Consider the following 22,583-nt stretch of genomic DNA (forward strand, 5'->3'; position numbering starts at 1 on the left):
CTAGGCCTTGGACAGGGCGTCTATTCGGCAGCCATCGCCTGCCCGCGGGACGGGCCTTGTTTCCAAGGTGCCTGGTAGAGGTCCCAGACCGGATTGTTGATCGCAAGATCCACGTCGCGCGCGAAAATGGCGAAGCCGTCATAGCCATGATAAGGTCCCGAATAGTCCCAGGAGTGCATTTGACGGAACGGGATACCCATCTTCTGCACGGGGTATTTTTCCTTGATGCCAGAGCCAACCAGGTTGGGGCGAACTCCCTCGATGAACTTCTCCAACTCATAGCCGGTAACGTCGTCATAGATCAGGGTGCCATTCTTTGCGTAATGGCCCGTGCGTTGATAGTCATCGTTGTGAGCGAACTCGTAGCCGGTGCCAACGATGACCATGCCGAGGTCTTCGTAAGCTGTGATGACGTGGCGGGGGCGCAGGCCGCCGACGTAGAGCATGACGGTATTGCCTTCGAGGCGCGGCCGGTACTTTGAGATGACGGCGTCGACAAGCGGTCTGTACTTGGCGATGACCTTCTCGACTTTCTCCTCGATTTCGGAGCCGAAATGCTTGGCTATTTTACGCAGGGAGGTCTCGATCTGGGACGGTCCGAAGAAATTGTACTCCATCCAGGCGACGCCATACTTTTCCTCCATATGCCGGCAGATGTAGTTCATCGACCGGTAGCAGTGGATGAGATTGAGCTTGGCCTTCGGGGCGCGCTCGATCTCGGCCAGTGTCGCGTCACCGGACCAGTTGCCGACCACGCGCAATCCTATCTCCTCAAGCAGGATGCGCGAGGCCCACGCGTCGCCGCCAATATTGTAGTCGCCGATCACGTTGACGTCGTAAGCACCGGCCTCGAAATCGACGTCCTTCTTGTCGAAGACCCAGTCGCGGATGGAGTCATTGGCGATATGGTGGCCGAGTGATTGCGAGACGCCGCGGAAGCCCTCGCAGCGCACCGGCACGATAGTCTTTTCGTACTCCTTGGCCTTCTTGCGAGAAACTGCCTCGGTGTCATCGCCAATGAGACCGATCGGGCATTCGGATTGCACCGTGATGCCGTTATTCAGCGGAAACAGTAGCTCGATCTCATCGATGATCTGTTCCAGTTTCTTGTCACCGCCGAAGACAATGTCTTTCTCCTGGAAATCGGATGTGAACTGCATTGTCCCGAACGTGTCGATGCCCGTTGTTCCGACGTAGTAGTTGCGGCGCTGTGACCAGGAATATTGGCCGCAACCGACGGGGCCGTGCGAGATATGGACCATATCCTTGACCGGACCCCAGACCACGCCCTTTGAACCGGCATAGGCGCAGCCGCGTATGGTCATCACTCCCGGAATGGACTTGATGTTCGATTTGACGTCGCATTCGGAAAGGATCTCGCTTTCCCCGCCGGCCTGGTCCCCGCTCTTTGCGACGCTGAGATGCTTTTTGCGGCGCTTCGCCGCTTTGTCCGGATATTGCGATAGCACCTCCTCAATAAGCTTCGCATGGAGAGCACCATCATTCTCGTATTCCAGGCTCATGGGACCCCTTTCAAGGTGTCTGGTGACGCCTCACCGACGAGGCGCCGTTCTTTGCAAGGCGTGCCACCTCAAGGAGGGCGCCCAATATCGGTTACTGGGCTGCCGCCTTTGCCGCTTCCTTGGCCTGGAGCTCGGCAAGCATCTGCTCGTCGGTTTTCATGATGCCGAAATCGAGCAGCATGTCCTCGAGCTCCTCCATGGTAATCGGGGTCGGGATGGTACCCTGGCCAGAATTCGCATGTATCTTCTCAGCCAGCGCGCGGTATTCTCCGGCCTGCTTGGAGTCGGGCGCATATTGGATCACTGACATCTTTCTGAGCTCGGCGTGCTGGACGATGTTGTCGCGCGGCACGAAGTGGATGAGCTTGGAGTTGAGCCTGGAAGCCAGTGCTTCGGCCAGGTCAAGCTCACGGTCGGTCTGACGCTCGTTACAGATCAGTCCGCCGAGCCGAACACCGCCCGAATGTGCATATTTCAGGATGCCCTTGGCGATATTATTGGCGGCATAGAGCGCCATCATCTCCCCGGACATGACGATATAGATTTCCTGCGCCTTGCCCTCGCGGATCGGCATCGCGAAACCGCCGCAAACCACGTCCCCGAGCACGTCGTAGGAGACATAGTCGACATCGTCGTAGGCGCCGTTCTCCTCAAGGAAATTGATTGAGGTGATGACGCCGCGGCCGGCGCAGCCCACACCCGGCTCCGGGCCGCCGGACTCCACGCACTTGATGCCTCTGTAGCCTACCTTAAGCACGTCCTGAAGCTCGAGGTCTTCCACCGAACCTTCCTGTGCCGCGAGATGCAGGACAGTATCCTGAGCCTTCGAGTTCAGGATCAGGCGGGTGGAATCCGCTTTGGGGTCGCAGCCGACGATGAGGATTCGCTGCCCGAGGTCGACGAGGGCGGCGAGCGTATTTTGGGAGGTGGTGGACTTGCCGATGCCGCCCTTGCCGTAAAAGGCGATCTGACGCAGACCTGACATTAATAGGTTTCCTTCCTTGGTTTTATCCGTCGCGGCTGCCCGGGACACAAATGCCGATGGGCAGCTCTTGCCGCCTCACAACGAGGTCTCAAGATTCGTGCCAACTTTTCCGAAGGACAGCCAAAGCGGGATTTTTCCTTTTGGCTCAAGCTAGTTAGCTTGTGCGCTAACAAGTGCTCGCTGGCAGATAGATTATTGTTGGAACGAGCCGTGTAGCGGACCCGACAATGCCCGACACAAAACGTCAGGTTCGAGCCACCGGAAATGGTCCTTTGAGTCAGAGCCGGTTTTTGGCTGCTTAAAGGCGGCGGTCATAGCGACCGGCTCGCGTCGTCCCGTCACGGAACATCAGACGTCCGTGCTCGGAACTGCTGGCGCGCATGGCTGGTTCGAGACGGAAGCCGTGGTCGGCATAGAACAGCCTGATGAGACGTCTGCCGACGATGACACCCCCGTCGGGCACGGAGAACCGGCACCGAAATTGCACGCCCTACTATCACAAGATGTCGGGCAGCGATGGCGCGCTTTTGCCTTTAGTTCGGATCATCGCAGCCAACCCATGTTGGGCGAGAATGTTCATGACCGAATCGGCGACGGGTCTTATCGAAACTGTTCTGCACGGCCCAGAAACGCCGGATCGACTATCTCCTCCCGCATGGGGTGCGGTCATTTCGCTTGCTTTGGGCACCTTCGGGCTGGTGGCGGCAGAGTGTCTGCCAGCCAGCGTGCTGACGCTGATAGCGCACGATCTCGGTATCTCAGTGGATGCGGTTGGATATGCGATCACAGCGACGGGCATTGCTGCGGCGATCTCAGCGCCGACGATGGCCATTATTACAAAGCGCCTGGACCGCAGGACCGTCCTGTGGGCAATGATGCTGCTTCAGATCCTGTCCAACCTCCTGGTGGCAGTCGGGTCGTCGCTGCCGGTTTTGCTGGCAGCACGCGTTATGCTCGGCATTGCGCTCGGAGGCTTCTGGTCGATTTCGGCATCGCTGGCGATACGGCTCGTTCCAAATCATCTTCTGCCGCGCGCCATGTCAATCATCCTCGCCGGCGTTTCGGTCGCTCTCGTATGCGTGCCTGCATTCGGCGCCGTCGTCGGCGGCAGCTTGGGATGGCGAGTGGCCTTCACGCTCACCGCAGTGCTTAATGCTGTTACGCTGCTGGTGCTGCTTTTAACGATGCCGACGCTGCCTCCGGTTGAAATGGCTGGATTCCGCAGTCTGCTGGATGCGGCCAAAGATCCGACCATCAAGGTCGCACTTTTGGTCGTACTGCTGGTCGCTTCTGGGCACTTCACCAGCTTCAGCTATATTCGGGTCTTCCTCGAGACGACTCCCAAGCTCGGTACCAACGGGATCTGGATATTGTTGCTCCTTTCTGGCATAAGCGGCTTCTTCGGCAGTTTTGCCGGAGCATTCCTGGCCAAACACAGTCTCAAGGCAGTCGCGGCCCTGCCATCCTTCCTTATGGCGATAGCCGCTGTCTCGTTGCTGAAGTTTGGAGCATCGACCTATGCCTCGGCGATTGCGGTTTCCGTATGGGGCTTTGCCTTCGGCGCGGTGCCGGTGGGGTTGCAGACTTGGATACTGCTGCGTGCCGTCCCCGAGCAGGCCGAAAGCGCCGCCGTGCTGATGACCTCAACGTTCCAGGTAGCCATCGCAGCCGGCGCGATTTTCGGCGGACTGCTGCTGAATGATCCCGACCACGTCACGGGTGTCTTTGCCTACACCGCAATTGCCACATTGCTCGCGGCACTCACAGTGTTCGTATTCGACCCGAAACACGCAACCTAACCGCCTGGTGGGAGAGAAGCTCGCCGTCGAGGTGGACTCGCACCAGCCGCGCGACGCGGTCTGCCCACGATACTTTTTCGATCCAGGCCTTCGTCTCGCCTAGGACGGCCGCCTAATTCGCGGTACTGCCTCTTCCACGTCGGCTCTTCAACGGGCATGGACCAGCGCCGGTGCCTTGCCGGCCTGCACCGAGACTACAGCGAGCGATCAGCGCTCGGCCCGGGCGGACTTGGTCAGGTTGCGCAGCCCATCTTCGCCGACATCGATGTCCTGATATTGCAAGGGTGTCAGCGCAACGACGGTCTCACCTCTCGAATGACTATGTCCGACAACTTCATGGCAACGAACTCGTCCCGCTGGTGGACGCCGACGAGCTTGGGAGATAAGGGCGCAATCTGCTCTTCAATGAGCGTTTGAACGTCGGGCACAAATGGGCAGCAAACTTTTTCGGCGCGAGCTAGCGAGACCCGTCAAATCATCGGTTTTGAAATGCCGATTTAGTGCCTGTCCAGGCATAGCGACCGATATAGGTCACAGAAATCCTTTCAGTTGAGTTGGAGCGGAAGATCAATGCGCTCCTGCATCAAGCGTCCTTAGGGGCAGCCGAGGCTCTCCTCGAAATTTGCAGACGTCCCACTGACAAGATTGTTGGCTATTTGCGTGCCCGGTTGGCGCTCCGTTGCGTTCTGCCGGTTCCCGCAAACAGCGGACGCTTCTTGGCGACCTTTGGGTCGGCTTTGCGACAATTCTAGTCCAGTTTCCGACACAATAGATTTCGATAGGGACGCTCGGCGAGAGGAACACCAAGCGTGTAAAGATCGTAGCGAAAGCGATCCTTATCGAATCCGGATCGTGGCGCTGCCGGCCTGCGTTCACGTTAGTCGCACGTAAAAACACGCCAGGGCAAACACACTGTGCAATCGCTGTGCCGGCCGATGCGGGGTATTGCCCGGGCTTGCCCTGTCTGGCCCGTCCTTTGCCAGCCGGCGCCGGACGCGTGAATACCCTCTCTACACAGGACTTTTGTTCGGTGTGATGACGTGACGGCTCTGGCGCGCACCTCCGGTTGGCGAAGACGTCGTCTCGAAGCGATAGCGCTGGTGCAGGAGCAGCTTCATTGGAAATGGCATGCCGCTTGCTGCCTTGTGCTTAGAGCCCATCAAACCAGGAAGAAGGTGACTACCATGGCTGACGCCCCAAGCTCCAAACGATGGACAAAGGCGACGGTGGCCGTCCTCGCTGAAGATCGGGACGTCGTCCGGTTCGGAGATCCGTCCTCCGAAGCGGCTTTGCAACTGGGGTTCGATGCCGAGACGCCAGATGATGCTCGCGCATTTGCCACAAATCGGTTTGCATCAGCATGTCAGTGGCCCAGAGGCTTCTCAAAGTTTCGGCGGAGCCCACGTCGGCCGGAAACAGGCAAGTCCAGCCAATACGCTGAACCAGTTCAGCCACGCCGCTCTGCGGCGCGGAGAATCACTTTTGCGACGCATATGCTCATCCCGCTGCTGGTCATGTCCGGTTGCCAGCATTTTGACCCCGGGTATGAGGAGTGGGTGATCCATGCCGGCTCCGGCGCCCTAGTCGCGGCAAGACCAATCGCGGCGCTAGAAGGTGCCCTCATCCCTCATATCGATGGCTTTCGGGTGAGAAAGGTCTGGAGCCGGGCCGTTGCCATGAATCGGGAGCCGCGTCCCCCAATCGCTCACGTCGATGCGGTTCGGGTGAAGAACACCTGGAGCCGGGCCGTTCCCATACACCCGAATGGGGAAAGCATCGGGAGCGCCGTCGGCATCATGCCATGCACGAGACCCGCAGCTCGGTATTGCGCCAGCCCCTGCAAGAATCCAGTGCCACCTCCTTTCAAGGAGAAAATTGATGACCGGTAAAAAGAAGGTTCCCTTCGTCACGTTTCTTACGCGTGTCCGCGATGATTCAGTCCAGGGGCCAAATCCATACCGCTGGGAAAAAAGAACATCCGACGACTACTTTGCCGGCAAACGGGTCATCCTGTTCTCTCTGCCCGGTGCTTTCACACCGACCTGTTCGACCTACCAACTGCCGAATTTCGAAGATCTCTATGCGGAATTCAAGAAGGAGGGAATTGACGCGATCTACTGCCTCTCCGTCAACGATGCCTTTGTCATGAATGCATGGGGGAAGTCCTTGGGGTTGCAGAAAGTCGAGCTGATCCCCGACGGTTCAGGCGAGTTCACTCGCAAAATGGGCATGCTGGTTGCCAAGGACAATCTCGGCTTCGGTATGCGCTCCTGGCGCTACGCGGCTCTGGTCAATAATGGCGTGGTGGAGCAGTGGTTTGAGGAGGAAGGTTTCTCCGACAACTGCGGGACCGACCCCTATGGCGTCTCATCCCCGCAGAACGTCCTTCAAACATTGAAGGACGCTGCATGACCTGGTGCCGAAGATGTGCAGCTGCGTTTGGACGCCACTTGCACAAGGGCAAAGCTCTAAAGCGGCGCGTCCGGGATGGTCATTCAAAGGTGACGCGCATGCGAGGCGTCGACCTGTGAGAGATCGAAACCAGCCGCGGTCAGAGCTTCTTGGACAGGAATAAGTGACCATGAAATCGTCGTTGAGCCTACTTCAGAAACAGTCTCTTGGATTATCGCCTCAACTCATCCAGTCGATTCGCCTGCTTCAAATGAACATTCCCGAACTGAATCAGTTCGTGGCCCAGGAGCTCGAGAGAAATCCCCTTCTGGAGTATGCGAAGAGACGGGATCTGCCCAGGCAAGGGAAATCGAGCACCGCGCCTGGCGATCATCGTGCCTTCGAGGAGTTTGTCGCCTTACCAGAAACGTTGCACGACCATGTCGCTTCTCAGATTTCCTTCACCGCCTTCACGCCGCACGAGCGGCTGATTGCTAATGTGCTTGCGGGACATCTGGATGACACTGGTTGGCTTGGGGCAAGTGCTTCGGAGCTGGCCGGGAAGCTAAACATCCCGCCGGCCGAAGTGGAACGAGTTTTGGGTATCTTGCAGCACCTCGATCCGCCGGGGATTTTCGCACGATCTCTCGGCGAATGTCTTGAGATACAGCTGCGCCAGCGAGACCGGTTCGACCCGGCCATGGCGGCTTTGACTGCCAACCTTGACGTGCTTGCGCGACGCGATTTTCGGACTTTGAAGGTGCGTTGCGGCGTCGACGACGAAGATCTTTTCGACATGCTGCAGGAAATCCGTGCGCTCGACCCCAAGCCCGGAAACGCATTCCACTCGGGCGCGCCGGAATGCATCGTGCCGGATGTCTGGGCCACTCCCTCGCCCGGAGGTGGATGGCAGATCGAGCCTGATCCGAACACGCAGCCCAAGGTTTTGATCAAACACACTTATCTCAAGGAAGTTTCACGCCGAGTCGGCAAAAAATCGAAAGAGATGACATTTCTCAACGAATGCTTACAGAATGCGCTCTGGTTAATCAGCAGCCTCGATCAGCGCGCCAAGACGATCGTCAAAGTTTCGAACGAAATCGTGCGCCAGCAGCATGCCTTTCTGGAATATGGCGTCGCCCACCTACGGCCCCTCAATCTCAAGGCGGTCGCTGACGTGATCAACATGCACGAGTCGACTGTAAGCCGGGTAACGTCGAACAAGTACATGCACACCCCACGTGGAGTGTTCGAGCTCAAGTACTTTTTCACTGTCGCGATCGCTTCTTCCGAAGGCGGTGACGCGCACTCCGCCGAAGCTGTCCGCCATAGGATCAAAGCAATGGTCGCCGAAGAATCGTTTGAGAACGTGCTTTCGGACGATGAAATCGCTGACCGGCTCAAGGAAGACGGTATCGATCTCGCTCGCCGCACGGTCGCAAAATATCGCGAGGCGATGAATGTCCCCTCCTCCATACAACGGCGCCGGGAAAAACGCTTGTGGCACAACGGTAATCAAGGCCTCAGGGCCTCGTGACGAACGCGGCGTTTAAACCGGTGTGACGCGTTCTTCACATTCGCCTCTCTCGGGGCCGAAGCAATTTTCGAAATCACTGCATTCCCGACAATTGGGCGCAGTGCACAGCGAAAACCCTTCGGCCTCGCAGAGTTTGCGGTAAAAGTACTTCTTCCATTTCATATTTTGGGTGTTGCCGGCCGCCAGCGTCGGAAAGTGTGTGGCAAGAAGGCGGTTGAGCTCGGCCCGGTCGGGAAGCCCAAGGTCCTGCCACAGATGGCCATCATGCATGGCGCGCCGGGCGAGGATCTTAGCGAAGCGGGCGCTCGCCGGATGGCTCGCCCGGGCATGTGCCAGTAGCAGGCCGCGCAGAAGTTCTTCCTCTATACCCGGCTCAACATCGCTGACGTCTGCCGAGGCGAATGCTGCCATCGCGGTACCAGGGAAACTGCGGGGCAAGACCTCGCGCAGCTCGGCAAGCGAAAGGCCTGTTGACTCCGCCACTGTCGTGCCAGCCTCGACCTCCTTGAACGCACAGGAGAAGACGCAGGCAAGCACATGTTCGTCGAACTCCTTCTCCGGCTGGATCGTCGGCCATTGGCCGGTGCCGATATGCGCATCGTTTTGACCGGACATGTTCCGTTCTCCTGGTCTGTGCCTTCACGCAGCACTCTGCCGAGCGCAACGCGGGTCAGTCAGTCTTTCGGGCACACGTGTGCCCAGGCTCGTGCCCAATGGAGCGGTCGACGAAATCGACCGCCTTGATCATGCAATTGAGCTCGCCTTGAAACGCGTCCTGCAGCCTGTCGGCAGGCGAGAATTTCACCCAGGACACGACGCCGTGAAATTGGCTGACGGCGCGAGCAGGTCCTGAAGCGACGGGTTAGCCGTGAAGGCTCGCCCGTCGGCAGGCGAGATAGTGGGGAACCCCATCTGGGGCCGTCCAGGTGACGGCAGCGCCACTCATCGAAAGCACGCCAAGTTCCGTTCATGAACGTGCCATTTGAAATCGTTTATGCCGAGTGGAACGAAAAAGAAGCTGCGGCACGAAGTTGGACCCCTTATGAATTCAAACGCGCGCATAACCCAGCGCCTTGTTGATTGCGGGAATGATCTTGTCTCCCCAGAGTTCGATCTGGCGCAGCATTAGCTTTTGGTCGAAATCCCCCAACTGGGTCTGGATAGCGATCTGATCCGGATTCAGAATGTCGATCTCTTCCAGCAAGCGATCAATCACGCGATTCACACTGCCGATCGGCAGGTTGTTGCGCATTGCCCCGAAGGACAGATCCTGCTGGGTGGGCGTTTCCTGCAGCAGATAGCCGTCGTGGCTCTGCTGCCGGCGCTGATGCAGCGCCTCGGACAGGCGGCGCTGGAAACGGGCGTTGTCGAGATAGCTTTTGATCTCCTCCTCGTCATCGCTGGCGTAGCAGCAACGCAACAGCGATATCCTGGCGTCCGTCACATTCCTGTCCTCGGAAGCCGCCGCCTCCTTGATTGCTCCGCGCAACGTGCTCAAGCTCGCCAGGCCGTCGTGGAATGCGGTGACAAAGAAATTGTGACCCTCTCGGTAGGCCCGTTTCATGCGGGCCGGCCCGCCGGCCATCCAGATGGGCGGTGCCGGCCTTTGGACGGTGGATACTGAAATCGCTGTCGGGGGTATTTTCTCATAGTGGCCATCGTGCTCGAAGATGTTCTGGTTGAGACCCTTCAAAAGGATATCGAGGTGTTCCGAAAAGATGGCCGGCGCCTCATCGATACTGACGCCGAAGCGCTCGAACTCGAACTGTTGGTATCCAGAGCCGACGCCGAGTTCCAGGCGACCGTTCGCAAGGATATCGGCGAATCCGATCTCGGAGAGCAGACGCTGCGGTTTGTAGAGCGGCAGAACGCAGACGGCAGTGCCGAGGCGAATGGTGCTCGTCACTCCGGCGCAGTGGGCCACCATCATCAACGGCGACGGGATCAGGCTGTAGTTGTTGAAGTGGTGTTCTGCGAACCAGGCTGTGCCGAAGCCGGCCTGTTCCGAAACGATGGCCTGTTCGATCGAGTTTCGGATAACGATCTCGGGGGATTGATGATACCCACGTTGGGCGGCCAGGATGAAGGTGGCGAATTCCACTATGTTTCCTTGTTTGCTGATGGTGGCGAATTTGGAACTGCGCTCATCCGAGACACGCGATTGCCTCGGATCGGGCGCCTGGCAGGGGCATAGTGTTACGATAAGCAGTTTTGCGATCCGCGGTTGCAGGCACGCGCGAGAGCCCCCATACCGAGGGACGTTGCCCCGCCGACATCTTGGATCGGGGCCGCGCCGCGGGCGCGTCCCAAGCCAGGGTCTCCGCTTTCATGGACGGCGCCCGGTTGCGTAGCGATGGTCGACGTTCAAACACCCGCCTCCGCAAAGCATTCGTCGTAGAGTTCGCTGGCGTTTCCTGCGTCACCGAACGCGGTCCAGCCGCCGTCCACATAGAGGATCGAGCCGTTGATGTATGAGGCGTCGGAGGAAGCCAGGAAAAACGCTGCATCTGCAACGTCTTCCGGCCTTCCCATCCTGCCCAAAGGGATCCGTCGGCCGATCGTTGCCAAGTCGATATGGCCGGTTTTCGCCAACTCGCTAATGGCGGGAGTGCGGATATAGCCAGGAGCGACGGTGGCTGTGCGAATGCCGGCGGGCCCCAGTTCGGCCGCCATGCATCGGGTCAGCATGTCCATCGCCGCCTTCGAGGCACCGTAGGCGTGACGCGGCGCGAAGGGCAGAAAACTGTTGATCGATCCGAGGTTGAGGATCACGCCGCCAGGGCGCATTGCTTTGATCGCTTCACGCGCGCAAATGAAGGCGCCAGTGAGATTGACATGCAGGACACGTTCGATGTCTGCAGGCATTTGTTCGATCCCAGCCACAAAAGTGTCGACGACAGAAGCACCGTTGACGAGGATATCGACGCCCCCGAAGCGCTCCCTCAGTTCCTCAAACAGCGCCACCACCTCGGCCTCGACGGCCACATCTACCGATTTCGCGATGTTCTTTCCGCCAAGCAGTGCAGCCAGGAGCGTTGCCGCGGTGCGGTCTTTATCGGCGATCACGACGGTATCACCATTCGCGGCAAAACGGCGAGCAACGGCGGCGCCTATACCGTTCGCACCACCCGTGACGAGCACCACTCGCGCGTCGGCGCGTTGGGCCGGACAGGAGAGTTCGCTTAGGGGAACGCCTTCCACCTCAGGGCAGGCATCCCCAGGTTGGTTGAATGACATCCAGCCGCCGTCGACCGCCAGCACGGATCCCGTGACGTAGTGCGCCTGTGCGCTTGCCAGAAAACGCACAGCCCGGGCGATCTCGTCGGGCCGAGCCATGCGCCCCATTGGCACGCGACGGCGCATCGCCGAGAGGTCCATTTTGCCTGCTCGTTCCAGCTCTGCAGTCATAGGCGTGCGCACGCAGCCCGGCGCTACCGCCGTCACGCGGATGCCGCGAGAAGCCCATTCGCATGCAAGCGACTTTGTCAACGAGATCAGGCCTGCTTTCGAGGCTGCGTAGGCATGGCGTCTGGGATTGCTGGCCACGCCCGACATCGAAGCGACGTTGACGATGGCACCTCCCGGCCTCATGCGCCTCGCCGCCTCGCGCGCCATGAGGAACGGCCCAATCAGGTTTACTGCCAGGCGGCGTCGGAAGGCGTCGACATCGGTGTCGACAGTGGCAGCCACATTGGGTCCCACCGCGGCGTTGTTGATGAGGACGTCGATCTGCCCGAACTGTGCTTCGACCCGGCCATAGAGCGCGAGGATATCTCCCTCTCGCGAGACATCGCACTCGAGGCCAAGGTGCTGCTCGCCGAGATCGCGGGCCAGTTCAAACACGCCGCTCCCAGGAAGGTCCACCGCAACGATAGTGTCTTGATCTGCGGCAAGAACATCGACCAGGGCACGGCCGATTCCGCCCGCGGCGCCTGTTATGATGACGACCCGTCCTGCATGCTTCATGGGAACTTTCTCCAGGAGTCTCTGAATTCTCTGTCCTCGACGTGGTGCGGCGGAATGGTGCGCCCCCGTAGAGCACCCTGTGCTGGTGCCGGTCGCGTGCGTTCCCAGACAGGCGTCCTCCCCATTGGCTGCGATCCAACTCTCGGTTGGATAGCCGAATGTGTGTCCGACGCCTCAAGCACAGGTGCTTGCCTCGATGAGCGGCTCTGCCAAAGTCCAGCAAATCGATGTAGACCGGCCTCGGCGCGCTCGTGGCCTCAGACCAGAGCGCTGTCGCGGTCACGCTGTCGCGGGGCAGAAAGGCTACCCTGGCGGCCGCATCTTTACCGCGCAGGGTGTCGCTAAGCTTGCTGTGGCGTAGCAGAGTTGTCATAAATTATCGTCCCACCGATGTGTTTTCCCGTTCGGAGCTGGGAACGCATTATCGCGAGAAGCAACGCGATGCTTTCCGATCGCGTAGACCGGATCGTTCGGATACGGTGCTCCAATCGGCTGTCGCGGGCCGAACCGTTCGGTCTCAAGCACCGCAGCTGGGACCTGCTCCTCGAGCCAATCGTAGACGACGGTCCGATCGGCAATCCGCCACTCGCCTGCCCTCTTTTGAAACAGATCGCAGTAGCGCCCGCTTAGCAGCATCTGGCGCATTTCTCCGTCTTTGTCCGGTCCGCGTTGCAGCGCGGTGAAATAGCTCTCGACTGCGGCCTGAGCCGGTTTGATGAATTCGACAAGGACGTTCGTGATCTGATGGATGTTGCGCGGTCCGGTCTTGAACACACCGAGCGCAAACCGAATGAAGCCCTCGGCCGAGCCGCGATAGGCCCCGTGATTGTCATGTGCATCAGGCCAGTAGGCGCTACGCAGCGCTGCCTCATCGGCGCGGTCTATCCCGCGGCAGTACCGATACAGACAGTCGCGGATCGCCTCACGGTCGAGTAGTTCGGTAGTTTTTGCGTGGTCCATAGTCGCAAATTCCGGGGTTCTGAGTTGTTCCGGGAGCGGAGTCTTCCGTTTGCGCGTGGCCTCGGCTACTAGGCGCGCAGCAGGCGGATCGTCTATTTCCAGCGCTAGTTCGGGGCAGGATCGCACCCCATCTGCCGCAAGCAGTTGCTCCCCATCCGCAACATCAATGTCGCCAGGTAGGATGTAGCCCGCCTCATCCAGCTTGAAGACTGCCGGCGCTCGCGCCGAGCATTGCGCATGACCCTGGCACCTGGCTTTGTGAACGATAATGCGCACGGCTACTTCCCACGTATGTGCCCAGTTCCGCGCGGCCTTGGTCGAGCCCAATCCAGGACCAGATTTTCGATCCCGAACACATGGCCGCCATGGGTGATGGGTGCTGTTGCCTCCTTGATCCGAAAGGGCGGTATGCGCGCCATCCACTCCTCCAGCCCAACGACAATTTCCCGCCGGGCGAGATGAGAGCCAAGGCAGCGGTGGGGACCATAGCCAAAGGCGGCGTGAGGGTTGCCCTCTCGCGTCAGATCGACCGTGTTGGGGGCCTCAAATTCCGTGGGGTCACGATTTGCAATCATCGTGGCGCAGGAAACAAAGTCTCCCTTGCGGATCGGCGCGCCTTTGAAATCGATATCTTTCCGTGCCACACGGATCATCTGAACGCTCGGATAGGCGCGCAGCAACTCTTCGGCTGCGAGCACAATCCGGTCCGGTTCGTTCCGCAGCAATTCCTGATCTTCGAGGTTGCGCGCGAGATAGGCCAAGTCGAAGCCAATGGCTGCAGCGACGGTGTCGAGCCCCGCAACGAAGGTAAGCACGCCAATGCCACGGACCTCCTGGTCCGTCAGCCCGCGACCCTCGACCTGTGCATGCACGATGAAGCTCATGAAGTCGTCGACGGGCTCTTTGCGGCGCATGGCCGCCAGTTCGTCGATGAACGCCACAATAGTCCGAGCAGCCGCCGGCCGTCTCAGATCGTCGCCGTGGAGCAGATCTTTCGCCCAGCCGACAAATGTATCGAGACGGTGATCCGGCAGTCCGAGAAAGCGAAGGAAGATGTTGACCGCGAAGGGAAAGGCGAAATCCTTCATCACGTCGCAGCTCGTGCCCCGCGAGGCGATGCTGTCGATGAGCGTTATCGCTCGCTCGCGGATAGTTGGTTCAAATTCCGCTACACGCTGTGGCGAAAGCAGCGGATTGAGCAGTGAGCGAAAGACTCCATGGTACGGTGGATCGAGTTCGAGCGGGATCATCGGCCAGTCTTCGCCCAATGCAGATGCGAAGATGCTGCGATGACTGGAAAAGACTTCGGTCTCCTGCAGCACCCGGCGCTGATCTGCCGCGCGAGTGATGACCCAAGTACCCTGTCCGGCCCGCGTGTTCCAAGGCGAATAAAAGATCGGCGGCCCGGCATGCACGCAAGCGACTGCTGCGTGCGGATCGCCGTTGGGCGTCGGGGACATGCATGGCGAGGTAAAAAGACTGAAGTCGCCCACCATTTCCGGGGGGACATGATCTGGAACCGGGTTGGCTACCATTTGGTTCTCCTGCGTTCAGGCGTTTACGCGCTCGACTGAGATACCGCTGAGCTGCGTGACGCACTGCCGACATCGCCTCAGATGACATTGAGCAAATCGCGTGCCGAATAGGGGCACCGTTGGCGCCCGCTCATATATCGTAGTGGCGACCCGGTATGGGGCGACGCCTGGTAGGGCTTTCGACATTCTTGTCCGTTCCAGACATGACAACGTTGCGCATAGAAGCTAACGAGGAGCCTGGTGGAAGCTGCCTAAGGATCGAACGAGGTCCCTCCCAGACCGGGTGTGGCTCGGCGGTAGCGAAGCCGCTCGCGAGCGCGCTCTCCACCAGCGCTGTAGGGAGCGAGCGGCTTTGCGGTGGTAATCGACGGTTCGCAGGCAAGGTTGGATTTGCTGACAGCGATCAGTTCGCAGGAACGATCGCTGACCATGATGAGCCTGCGCGCTCGTGAGAAGAAGGCCTACATCCGCCGAGGCTATCGCGAGGCCGCAAACGGCTGAGCTCTGAAGATTGCGCCCCGACATTCTTCTGCGTCAGGATCACCTCGCCTGGCGGTGACGATCGCCTCGTCGGACAGCTGCTGCTCGCCGGAGAAATCCTCGACCGCACTCGTCGTACCGGCAACCAGGCCGTGGTCTGCTGCGTCGCCGCCCCGGGCCGAGAATCTAACTGCCCTGCTCCGATAGCACGAACAGGATGCGCTGGCGTTCTTTGATGATACGGTCTGCTTCGGGCGGCGTTCAGCTTTGCATCCATCTCGCACGCTACCCTTGCGGACTTGGCATTAGACGCCGACGGGGTTGCCGACCTTATGGATCATTCGAGCACGCCTTTGTGGAGCCATCCCTCTGGAAACTGGACGAGGGGACCGATCGATTTCACCTCGACCACTTGATGCCACCCGGCGCCGTACAGGGCCGGGATGTTGGACGTTCGATCGACGTACAGCTGACGCATTAGACCAGGGGCAGCTTCCGGTTCTGGGACATCGCAACGGAACCATTGAGGGCTAGCTCGCCACGGGTGTAGCGCTCTGGGGCTGGAGACTACGGTCGAGGCGATCCGCGACGGGTCGCAAAAGACAGCTGTGCTCTCGTTGGCCTCGGCAGGCGGAGAGGTGGTCAGCAGAATCCAGAGTAGCGGCGCGGACGCCGAGCGAAAACGGAAATCAATATGCATCGGTCCTACCTCAAGCGGCGGTTGAATTGGTAAAGCGCGGCAGGTTCTCGGTCAGTAACCGCCAGTCGTCGCGCTCGGGCTCGCCTTCCCTGCGCGTCCCGAAAAACTGGATGATCATATTGCCGTCGGCGCCATAGGCTTCGAGTGACGTGACGTGGCCGTCCCTGGTCGGCTTGCGCACGGCCCAAACCTCGCGGATGTGCTGGGTCCTGAGATGCAGGTGGAAAGTGGCGTCGAGTACGTTGATGCAAGGCCCGATCTGCCTGACCAACTTGATCGGGCCGGAATGGATCTGGATGCAGCCAGGATTGCCGACAAAGCACATGATCGGCATCTCGTCCTCGGCGACACGATGGAACATGCCGCCAATTGCAGCATTGTCAAGCAGCCAGGCGTAGTCCTGGCCGACCATGCGGACCGCCCGGCGGCGCCTGAGGTTCAGCGTCTTGAGCATGCCGAAGAACTGGTGTACGTCGGTCAGCTGGCTCCAGTGCTCCCGCAGGTCGTCGATGGTAGCGGCTTGGTCCGGAATCTTTGCCTCGTTTTCGGCTGACCTCGTCTTAACCGATACAATCGGCTCCTGGTTCGAGGATTGGAGCTCGTCTGTCAGTCTTTGATAGGCACAGAGGTTTGAGGACGGCCTCAGATGCACCTTGTGCACTGCCTCGCCTGCGGCGTCGAAAAATTGCAGGCTGCGGCGGATCTCCCCGCCTTCGCGTGTCTCGACGGCAAAGCCATGCGCCCACACCTTCGGGAAGATGCGCAGATCAATGTCATTGCCGAGCACCATGGCGTGATGGTTGCCGGTGAGCACCTTGTCGTAGATGCCTATCTTCTCATGCACGGCACTATCATTGCTGGTCAGCGCCATTACCTCGCCGACCGCCTCGAGAGCGGTTAGAACAACATTGACGCGTGGCTCGATGCGCACAGTGCCAAAACCGCAATGTGCCGCGGAGAGCTCCGCTTCCGAGATGCCCAATTGGCCAGCGAGATCGCGGTCGCGGATTTTGGGGCTGTCTTCGCGTGCCCGCCGGATTCTCTCTGGCGAAGGTTTCTCGCGCTGGTGCATGTCTTACCTCTGCTTGCCCATACTGTCGGTCAGGAGCGTTAGTCCTCGCCAAAAGGGAGCCTCAAAACTCGTGCCAATTTGCCGAAAGCATCTCGGAAACTGGCTTACGTGCCAGCTCGGCGGGAACTCGGGCCCAGCCCCTGTGGCGGACGCGACAAATTCGACAATACGTGTCGATTGCCGGACGCCTTCGCAGCAATTCCGAACCGGAATCGCGGCAGTGTTAGCGATGTCGCACTGTTCCAGCGCCGCTTTTCCCATTGGCACGGACCATGCATGGTGATCCGCAAAATCGTCACGCACCAGGATAAGCGAGCCATGATTACGCTCACCGACAAGGCCGTTGCCGCGGTCAAGACCGCTCTTTCCGCCGCTACTGAGCCCGCAGAAGGCTTTCGCATCATGGTTCAGCCCGGCGGCTGCTCCGGCTTCAAATACTCAATCGGTTTGGAGAGCGTCCCGCGCGAGGGCGACGCGATCCTCGAGACAGATGGGATCAAGGTGTTCTTAGACGCCGGCTCCCAACCGCATGTCGCCGGCATGACCGTCGACTTCGTCACGGGGCTCGAATCCTCCGGCTTTGTCTTCGATAACCCTAACGCGCGAGCGAAGTGCTCATGCGGCAAGTCCTTCAGCTGATCGTCGAAGCAGGAGAGAGGGCCCGGGAGGTGAGCTCGTCGATCGCGACGGCGGCGCCGGTCTAAATCAATTTGTGGGTGCTGCACCGGCTCTGGATCGTCTCGGCTATCAACGGCGGCTGCAAGCGCGATGAGTCCTTGCGCTTAACGTCATTCCGCTCGATTGGAGACCACACCCATGACAGTTCTCTATCTCGACAACAACGCAACGACACGGGTCGATCCCGAGGTCGTTCAAGCGATGTTGCCCTTCCTTACGGATCAATTCGGCAACCCTTCGTCGGCGCACGGTCTTGGCACCCTTGCCGGCGCCGCGTTGAGAAACGCGCGGCGGCAGCTGCAGGCGCTGATCGGCGCGGCGTTTGATGACGAGATCACCTTCACCTCGGGTGGGACGGAAAGCGACAACGCGGCCATTCTTTCGGCGCTCGAGGTGATGCCTGACCGAACAGAAATCGTGACGTCCGCCGTTGAACATCCCGCAGTGCTGGCGCTCTGCGCACATCTTGAGCAGACGCGCCGGGTCAAGGTGCACAGGATCCCGGTGGATCACCATGGCCGGCTCGACATTGACGCTTACCGGGCAGCCCTCAGCTCAAACGTGGCAATCGTCTCGATCATGTGGGCCAACAACGAAACTGGTACGATCTTCCCCGTCGCAAAGCTCGCCGAATTGGCGAAGGAAGTCGGCGCCCTTTTCCACACCGATGCCGTGCAGGCGGTCGGCAAGCTCCCTATGGACCTGAAATCGACCGCTATCGACATGCTATCGCTCTCCAGCCATAAATTGCATGGACCGAAAGGCGTCGGCGCACTTTTCCTCAAGCGCGGTGTGCGCTTCCACTCGCTGATCAAAGGCGGTCACCAAGAGAGAGACCGGCGTGCGGGAACCGAAAACACGCCCGGCATAGTCGGGCTCGGCAGGGCAGCCGAACTCGCCCTGAAATTCATGGATGATGAGACCACACGGATAAAGTGGCTACGCGACCGGCTGGAGAACGGGATTCTTCAGCGTGTACCAAACACCTTCGTCAACGGCGATCCCGTCGAGCGCTTGCCGAACACCGCAAACATCGCCTTCGAACGTATCGAAGGTGATGGAATCCTGCATCTCCTCAACCGCGTGGGTATCGCCTGTTCCTCAGGCTCCGCCTGCACCTCTGGCTGTGCACAGCCGAGCCATGTGCTGAGGGCGATGAACATCCCACATGGGGCGGTCCGTTTCTCGTTCTCGCGTGACAACGACCAAGACGACGTGGACCGGGTGCTCGAGGTCTTGCCTGCCATGGTGGAGAAGCTGCGCGCGTCCCTCAGTTCTGCGCCGGAAGGGCGGAGTGCCGAAGACCTTCAATGCGGTCCCTGTCTCAGCGCCGGAAGCTCCGGCGACCATTCATGAGCAGTCAGGTCTTTCTCAAGGATACGACTCTGCGCGACGGCGAGCAGGCACCCGGCGTTGCCTTCACCGTGGCGGAAAAACTTGAGATCGCTGAGTCGCTTGCAGCAGCCGGCGTCCCTGAGATCGAGATCGGCACGCCGGCAATGGGCGCCGACGAGGTCGCGCGCAGCCTCTCGGTGCGGCTCACGGCCTGGTGCCGGATGACCTCACCGGATCTCGAAGCAGCGATCGAGAGCGGGGTCCGGGCCGTCAATCTGTCGTTTTCTGCATCGAACATCCAACTTGCCACCAAGCTCGGCCTCGATCGGGCGGGAGCGCTCCAGCTTATCGAACATATGGTCGGGCGCGCAGCCGCCAGCGGCTCCTCCGTCGCCGTTGGCTGCGAGGATGCTTCACGGGCCGACCGGGATCATCTCGGGCGCGTTATCATGACGGCGGCGCGCGCCGGCGCAAGGCGCGTGAGGCTGGCTGACACAGCCGGCGTTCTCGACCCCTTTTCGACCTTCGAGCTTGTCGCCCAGCTGGCGGCGATCCGCGCCGGCGCGCGCCATGCCTCGGTCACCCTCCTTGGACTCAGCGAGCGCGGGGGCAATGCCGCGCTGGAAGAGGTGGCCGCCGCGTTGGCTGTCCTCCAGCACGCACATGCTGGCATCGACCTGACCGCATTGCCCGCCCTGGCAGCCAAGGTGGCGCAGGCGTCACGCCGACCGACAGCCGCCACCAAGCCGATCGTCGGGGCTGTGCCCTCCAAAGCCCTCCGGAGATCAAGGGGCATGATCCGGCCGCGTCTGGCCGATCTCCTCATAGATGCCAGCAACAAGACCTCGGTCCCACCCAGGTCGGAGCCCGGCAGATCGAGAGCCAATGCGGCAATAATCGAGCCCATCTCGCACTGCTCGGCGCTGCGCATGGCGCCTGTTCGCCACGCCCGGGCACCGGGGCGCCCAGCCTTGCGGCCTCGCTGGCTCAGCCCACCTCGTCATCAAACTGCGGATTTTCGCGGCTGTAGATCAGAGTTTTTCGTATTTGACCCAACAGTTTTCCGACAAGGGAGAATGTAATGACCTGTTCCGCTGACGGCCGTCCCATCGATGTCACCGATATCGTTACGCGACTGAAAGGAGTGTCGGCCGCGGAGGAGTTCTTCTCTGTCCTTGGCGTCGCCTATGATCCGAAGGTGCTCAACGTTTCACGGCTTCATATCATGAAGCGTGTGGGACAATACCTTGCTGAGGAAGATTTCTCCGGTCTGCCCGACCAGGTGATCGCCGCGCGCGTGCGCGCCCTGCTGGAACGGGCTTACGGGGACTTCGCGGTTTCCTCGCCGCTCACGCACCGGGTCTTCAAGGTGCTCAAAGATCACGATCCGGATAAAGCTTGCACGACACGCCGCGCTTTCGTTCCTTTCGATTCCGTCCTGAAGCCGTTCGGCAGGGAATGATCGCGACATAGACGCGACGCGACAATGTCAAGAAGTCGACAAATTCGGGATCGCAACGGCACCATCCGTAATGAGCAGCCCGAACTTAGGGGAACAGGGCCGCAAAGCACTTGGCACGAATGATGCAGCCAAGAACTCGCACCGCCAGCCCGCATCCGGATAACAGCGTAGAGAAACGCCAATGCACATCGTCGTCAGCATTAAGCAGGTGCCGGACTCGGCACAGATACGGGTCCATCCGGTGACGAACACCATCATGCGCCAGGGTGTGCCGACCATCATTAACCCCTATGACCTATTCGCCCTCGAAGAAGCTCTCAGGCTACGCGACGCTTATGGCGGCGAGGTCACCGTGCTCACCATGGGTCCGCCCATGGCAGAGGACTCCCTGCGCAAAGCGCTTGGCTACGGCGCCGATCGCGCGGTGCTTTTGACCGACCGCTATTTTGCCGGTTCCGACACACTGGCGACATCACTTGCTCTCTCCCAGGCAATCGCGAAGATCGGCGAAACCTTCGGCACGCCGGACGTGGTCTTCACGGGCAAGCAGACGATCGACGGCGACACCGCGCAAGTCGGGCCCGGCATCGCCAAGCGTCTCGATCTCAGCCAACTCACCTATGTCGCGAGAATCGCTACCATCGATCTTGCTGCGCGCGAGATCACGGTGGAGCGTCGTTGCGAGGGTGGGACGCAGACGCTGAAGAGCAAGCTGCCTTGCCTCATCACAATGCTGGAAGGCACCAACGAGATGCGTCGGGGCTCGATCGAAGACGCATTGAGCGCTGCGCGGAGGCAGGTGGTGAAATGGAGTGCGGCCGAGGCGGGCATTGAGGACCTCACCAAGTGCGGCTTGCGTGGCTCGCCGACGGTCGTCAGACGCGTTTTCGCCCCTACCGCGCGGTCGGAAAAGGCAGCGCAAATTGACACGGCCGAGAAGACGCTGCGCGATCTCGCCGACGAACTGATTGTTGCAATTTTCACCCGCCAGCCGGCACTGGAACCGGAACTCGCCTTCGACGGCGCCTGACGGCAAGGAGCAGACCATATGTCGAGCGCGAACCCAGACACTCCCCGCCCGCCCGCCGGCCGTGCCGGGATGACGAAGGAGCTGCCCGAGCGTTTCAGGGCCTATCGGCACGTTTGGGTTTTCATCGAGCTTGAACGCGGCCAGGTCCACTCCGTGTCCTTCGAATTGCTTGGTGAGGGCCGCAAGCTGGCAGACAAACTTGGCGTCCAGCTCGGGGGCGTTGTGCTCGGACCGCCGGAAGAAGCCACCCAGAACGCGGTCGCCGAAGCCTTCGCCTATGGCGCCGACCTTGTCTACTTCATCGAGTCGCCGCTGCTCGCCGACTATCGGAATGAGCCTTTCACCAAGGCGATGACCGATTTGGTTGATACTTACAAACCCGAGATTCTGCTTCTTGGAGCGACCACGCTCGGCAGGGATCTCGCCGGGTCCGTCGCGACGACCTTGCTAACAGGGCTCACGGCCGACTGCACCGAACTCGATGTGGATGCCGACGGTTCGCTGGCCGCGACCCGTCCGACTTTCGGGGGCTCGTTGCTATGCACGATATACACGCTGAACTACAGGCCGCAGATGGCGACGGTGCGACCGAGGGTCATGCCCATGCCGCAGCGGGCGGACAGAGCGATCGGGCGCGTCATCGCGCACAAGCTGTCACTGGCCGAGGATGAAATCGTCACCAAAATCCTCGGCTTCCTGCCGGATAGCCAGTCAGGCACAGCCAATCTCGCCTATGCCGATGTGGTGATTGCGGGAGGGCTCGGCCTCGGCGGGGCGGAGAACCTGCAGCTTGTGAAGAGTCTCGCGCGAGCGATTGGCGCCGAATTTGGCTGTTCGCGGCCGCTGGTCCAAAAGGGCTGGATGCCGGCGGATCGGCAGATCGGCCAGACTGGCAAGACAATCCGGCCGAAGCTTTACATAGCGGCTGGTATTTCTGGCGCGATCCAGCACCGCGTTGGGGTTGAGGCAGCCGATCTCATCGTGGCCATCAACACCGACCCGAACGCTCCGATTTTCGATTTCGCTCACCTCGGGATCGTCACCGATGCGGTCCGCTTCCTCCCCGCGCTCACCGAGGCCTTCACCCGGCGGCTGTCACCGCACAGCCGCGACAAGCTTGCGAGCTAAGG

17 protein-coding genes and 1 pseudogene are annotated in these 22,583 nt (G+C 60.2%); 9 read left to right on the forward strand and 9 right to left on the reverse strand.

Going from position 1 to position 22,583, the window contains the following annotated elements; translation table 11 throughout:
• Positions 1-20: 20 nt before the first annotated feature.
• A complete protein-coding gene (gene nifD, locus MESOP_RS31490; protein ID WP_013533490.1) occupies positions 21-1,523 on the reverse strand; it encodes a nitrogenase molybdenum-iron protein alpha chain in 1,503 nt (500 codons plus the stop codon).
• Positions 1,524-1,614: 91 nt separating this feature from the next.
• Positions 1,615-2,508 carry a nitrogenase iron protein gene (gene nifH, locus MESOP_RS31495; protein ID WP_013533491.1) on the reverse strand — a complete coding sequence of 298 codons (894 nt, stop codon included), beginning with the start codon at positions 2,506-2,508 and terminating at the stop codon, positions 1,615-1,617.
• 578 nt (positions 2,509-3,086) lie between these two features.
• On the opposite strand from nifH, the gene MESOP_RS31500 reads away from it, so the two are divergent.
• From MESOP_RS31500 to rpoN, 3 genes are all read left to right on the forward strand, one after another.
• The gene (locus tag MESOP_RS31500; RefSeq protein WP_013533492.1) at positions 3,087-4,307 is read left to right on the forward strand and encodes an MFS transporter; all 1,221 of its coding nucleotides are present in this window, start codon (positions 3,087-3,089) and stop codon (positions 4,305-4,307) included.
• Positions 4,308-6,185: 1,878 nt separating this feature from the next.
• Positions 6,186-6,719, forward strand: a complete 534-nt coding sequence (locus MESOP_RS31515; protein ID WP_013533494.1) for a peroxiredoxin — start codon at positions 6,186-6,188, stop codon at positions 6,717-6,719.
• A 169-nt stretch (positions 6,720-6,888) separates the two neighbouring features.
• Entirely contained in the window at positions 6,889-8,235 is a 1,347-nt protein-coding gene (gene rpoN / locus MESOP_RS31520; protein ID WP_013533495.1) for an RNA polymerase factor sigma-54, read from the forward strand.
• Positions 8,236-8,247: 12 nt separating this feature from the next.
• On the opposite strand, the gene MESOP_RS31525 is transcribed toward rpoN, so the two are convergent.
• The 7 genes and pseudogenes from MESOP_RS31525 to MESOP_RS31550 all read right to left on the reverse strand — a co-directional run bounded on the left by MESOP_RS31525 (position 8,248) and on the right by MESOP_RS31550 (position 16,948).
• The gene (locus MESOP_RS31525; protein WP_013533496.1) at positions 8,248-8,850 is read right to left on the reverse strand and encodes a nitrogen fixation protein NifQ; all 603 of its coding nucleotides are present in this window, start codon (positions 8,848-8,850) and stop codon (positions 8,248-8,250) included.
• A gap of 433 nt (positions 8,851-9,283) precedes the next feature.
• On the reverse strand, positions 9,284-10,336 hold the full coding sequence (locus MESOP_RS31530; RefSeq protein ID WP_013533497.1) for an LLM class flavin-dependent oxidoreductase: 1,053 nt from the start codon (positions 10,334-10,336) through the stop codon (positions 9,284-9,286).
• Between the two features lie 263 nt (positions 10,337-10,599).
• On the reverse strand, positions 10,600-12,201 hold the full coding sequence (locus MESOP_RS31535; RefSeq protein ID WP_013533498.1) for an SDR family oxidoreductase: 1,602 nt from the start codon (positions 12,199-12,201) through the stop codon (positions 10,600-10,602).
• Between the two features lie 369 nt (positions 12,202-12,570).
• Positions 12,571-13,161 carry a nuclear transport factor 2 family protein gene (locus MESOP_RS31540; RefSeq protein ID WP_013897121.1) on the reverse strand — a complete coding sequence of 197 codons (591 nt, stop codon included), beginning with the start codon at positions 13,159-13,161 and terminating at the stop codon, positions 12,571-12,573.
• A 105-nt stretch (positions 13,162-13,266) separates the two neighbouring features.
• A pseudogene (locus MESOP_RS36475) lies at positions 13,267-13,437 on the reverse strand (ferredoxin); the annotation flags it as partial.
• A gap of 2 nt (positions 13,438-13,439) precedes the next feature.
• Positions 13,440-14,696 (reverse strand): cytochrome P450, encoded by a 1,257-nt coding sequence (locus MESOP_RS31545; protein WP_013533500.1) that lies wholly within the window; start codon positions 14,694-14,696, stop codon positions 13,440-13,442.
• Between the two features lie 1,190 nt (positions 14,697-15,886).
• Positions 15,887-16,948 carry a hemin-degrading factor gene (locus MESOP_RS31550; protein WP_013533502.1) on the reverse strand — a complete coding sequence of 354 codons (1,062 nt, stop codon included), beginning with the start codon at positions 16,946-16,948 and terminating at the stop codon, positions 15,887-15,889.
• 318 nt (positions 16,949-17,266) lie between these two features.
• On the opposite strand from MESOP_RS31550, the gene MESOP_RS31555 reads away from it, so the two are divergent.
• The 6 genes from MESOP_RS31555 to MESOP_RS31580 all read left to right on the forward strand — a co-directional run bounded on the left by MESOP_RS31555 (position 17,267) and on the right by MESOP_RS31580 (position 22,581).
• Positions 17,267-17,587, forward strand: a complete 321-nt coding sequence (locus tag MESOP_RS31555) for a HesB/IscA family protein (RefSeq protein ID WP_013533503.1) — start codon at positions 17,267-17,269, stop codon at positions 17,585-17,587.
• Positions 17,588-17,764: 177 nt separating this feature from the next.
• Positions 17,765-18,982 (forward strand): cysteine desulfurase NifS, encoded by a 1,218-nt coding sequence (gene nifS / locus MESOP_RS31560; RefSeq protein ID WP_013533504.1) that lies wholly within the window; start codon positions 17,765-17,767, stop codon positions 18,980-18,982.
• Positions 18,979-20,043 (forward strand): beta/alpha barrel domain-containing protein, encoded by a 1,065-nt coding sequence (locus MESOP_RS31565; RefSeq protein ID WP_013533505.1) that lies wholly within the window; start codon positions 18,979-18,981, stop codon positions 20,041-20,043. Before nifS ends, MESOP_RS31565 begins: the two co-directional genes overlap by 4 nt.
• Positions 20,043-20,423, forward strand: coding sequence for a nitrogenase stabilizing/protective protein NifW (nifW, locus tag MESOP_RS31570; protein WP_013533506.1), 381 nt, complete (start codon positions 20,043-20,045; stop codon positions 20,421-20,423). Before MESOP_RS31565 ends, nifW begins: the two co-directional genes overlap by 1 nt.
• 181 nt (positions 20,424-20,604) lie before the next feature.
• A complete protein-coding gene (locus MESOP_RS31575; protein WP_013533507.1) occupies positions 20,605-21,453 on the forward strand; it encodes an electron transfer flavoprotein subunit beta/FixA family protein in 849 nt (282 codons plus the stop codon).
• A gap of 18 nt (positions 21,454-21,471) precedes the next feature.
• Positions 21,472-22,581 (forward strand): electron transfer flavoprotein subunit alpha/FixB family protein, encoded by a 1,110-nt coding sequence (locus MESOP_RS31580; RefSeq protein WP_013533508.1) that lies wholly within the window; start codon positions 21,472-21,474, stop codon positions 22,579-22,581.
• The last annotated feature ends 2 nt before the right edge of the window (positions 22,582-22,583 follow it).

This window comes from Mesorhizobium opportunistum WSM2075 (assembly GCF_000176035.2).
Classification (GTDB): domain Bacteria; phylum Pseudomonadota; class Alphaproteobacteria; order Rhizobiales; family Rhizobiaceae; genus Mesorhizobium; species Mesorhizobium opportunistum.

What these genes read in the sequence shown, in the direction of transcription:
- nifW (WP_013533506.1), top strand. Translation starts at nt 20,043, where the DNA reads ATGACCTGTTCCGCTGACGGCCGTCCCATCGATGTCACCGATATCGTT.
- MESOP_RS31575 (WP_013533507.1), top strand. Translation starts at nt 20,605, where the DNA reads ATGCACATCGTCGTCAGCATTAAGCAGGTGCCGGACTCGGCACAGATA.
- MESOP_RS31525 (WP_013533496.1), bottom strand. Translation starts at nt 8,850, where the DNA reads ATGTCCGGTCAAAACGATGCGCATATCGGCACCGGCCAATGGCCGACG.
- nifH (WP_013533491.1), bottom strand. Translation starts at nt 2,508, where the DNA reads ATGTCAGGTCTGCGTCAGATCGCCTTTTACGGCAAGGGCGGCATCGGC.
- MESOP_RS31550 (WP_013533502.1), bottom strand. Translation starts at nt 16,948, where the DNA reads ATGCACCAGCGCGAGAAACCTTCGCCAGAGAGAATCCGGCGGGCACGC.
- nifS (WP_013533504.1), top strand. Translation starts at nt 17,765, where the DNA reads ATGACAGTTCTCTATCTCGACAACAACGCAACGACACGGGTCGATCCC.
- MESOP_RS31555 (WP_013533503.1), top strand. Translation starts at nt 17,267, where the DNA reads ATGATTACGCTCACCGACAAGGCCGTTGCCGCGGTCAAGACCGCTCTT.
- MESOP_RS31545 (WP_013533500.1), bottom strand. Translation starts at nt 14,696, where the DNA reads ATGGTAGCCAACCCGGTTCCAGATCATGTCCCCCCGGAAATGGTGGGC.
- MESOP_RS31535 (WP_013533498.1), bottom strand. Translation starts at nt 12,201, where the DNA reads ATGAAGCATGCAGGACGGGTCGTCATCATAACAGGCGCCGCGGGCGGA.
- MESOP_RS31580 (WP_013533508.1), top strand. Translation starts at nt 21,472, where the DNA reads ATGTCGAGCGCGAACCCAGACACTCCCCGCCCGCCCGCCGGCCGTGCC.
- MESOP_RS31500 (WP_013533492.1), top strand. Translation starts at nt 3,087, where the DNA reads ATGACCGAATCGGCGACGGGTCTTATCGAAACTGTTCTGCACGGCCCA.
- rpoN (WP_013533495.1), top strand. Translation starts at nt 6,889, where the DNA reads ATGAAATCGTCGTTGAGCCTACTTCAGAAACAGTCTCTTGGATTATCG.
- MESOP_RS31565 (WP_013533505.1), top strand. Translation starts at nt 18,979, where the DNA reads ATGAGCAGTCAGGTCTTTCTCAAGGATACGACTCTGCGCGACGGCGAG.
- MESOP_RS31515 (WP_013533494.1), top strand. Translation starts at nt 6,186, where the DNA reads ATGACCGGTAAAAAGAAGGTTCCCTTCGTCACGTTTCTTACGCGTGTC.
- nifD (WP_013533490.1), bottom strand. Translation starts at nt 1,523, where the DNA reads ATGAGCCTGGAATACGAGAATGATGGTGCTCTCCATGCGAAGCTTATT.
- MESOP_RS31540 (WP_013897121.1), bottom strand. Translation starts at nt 13,161, where the DNA reads ATGGACCACGCAAAAACTACCGAACTACTCGACCGTGAGGCGATCCGC.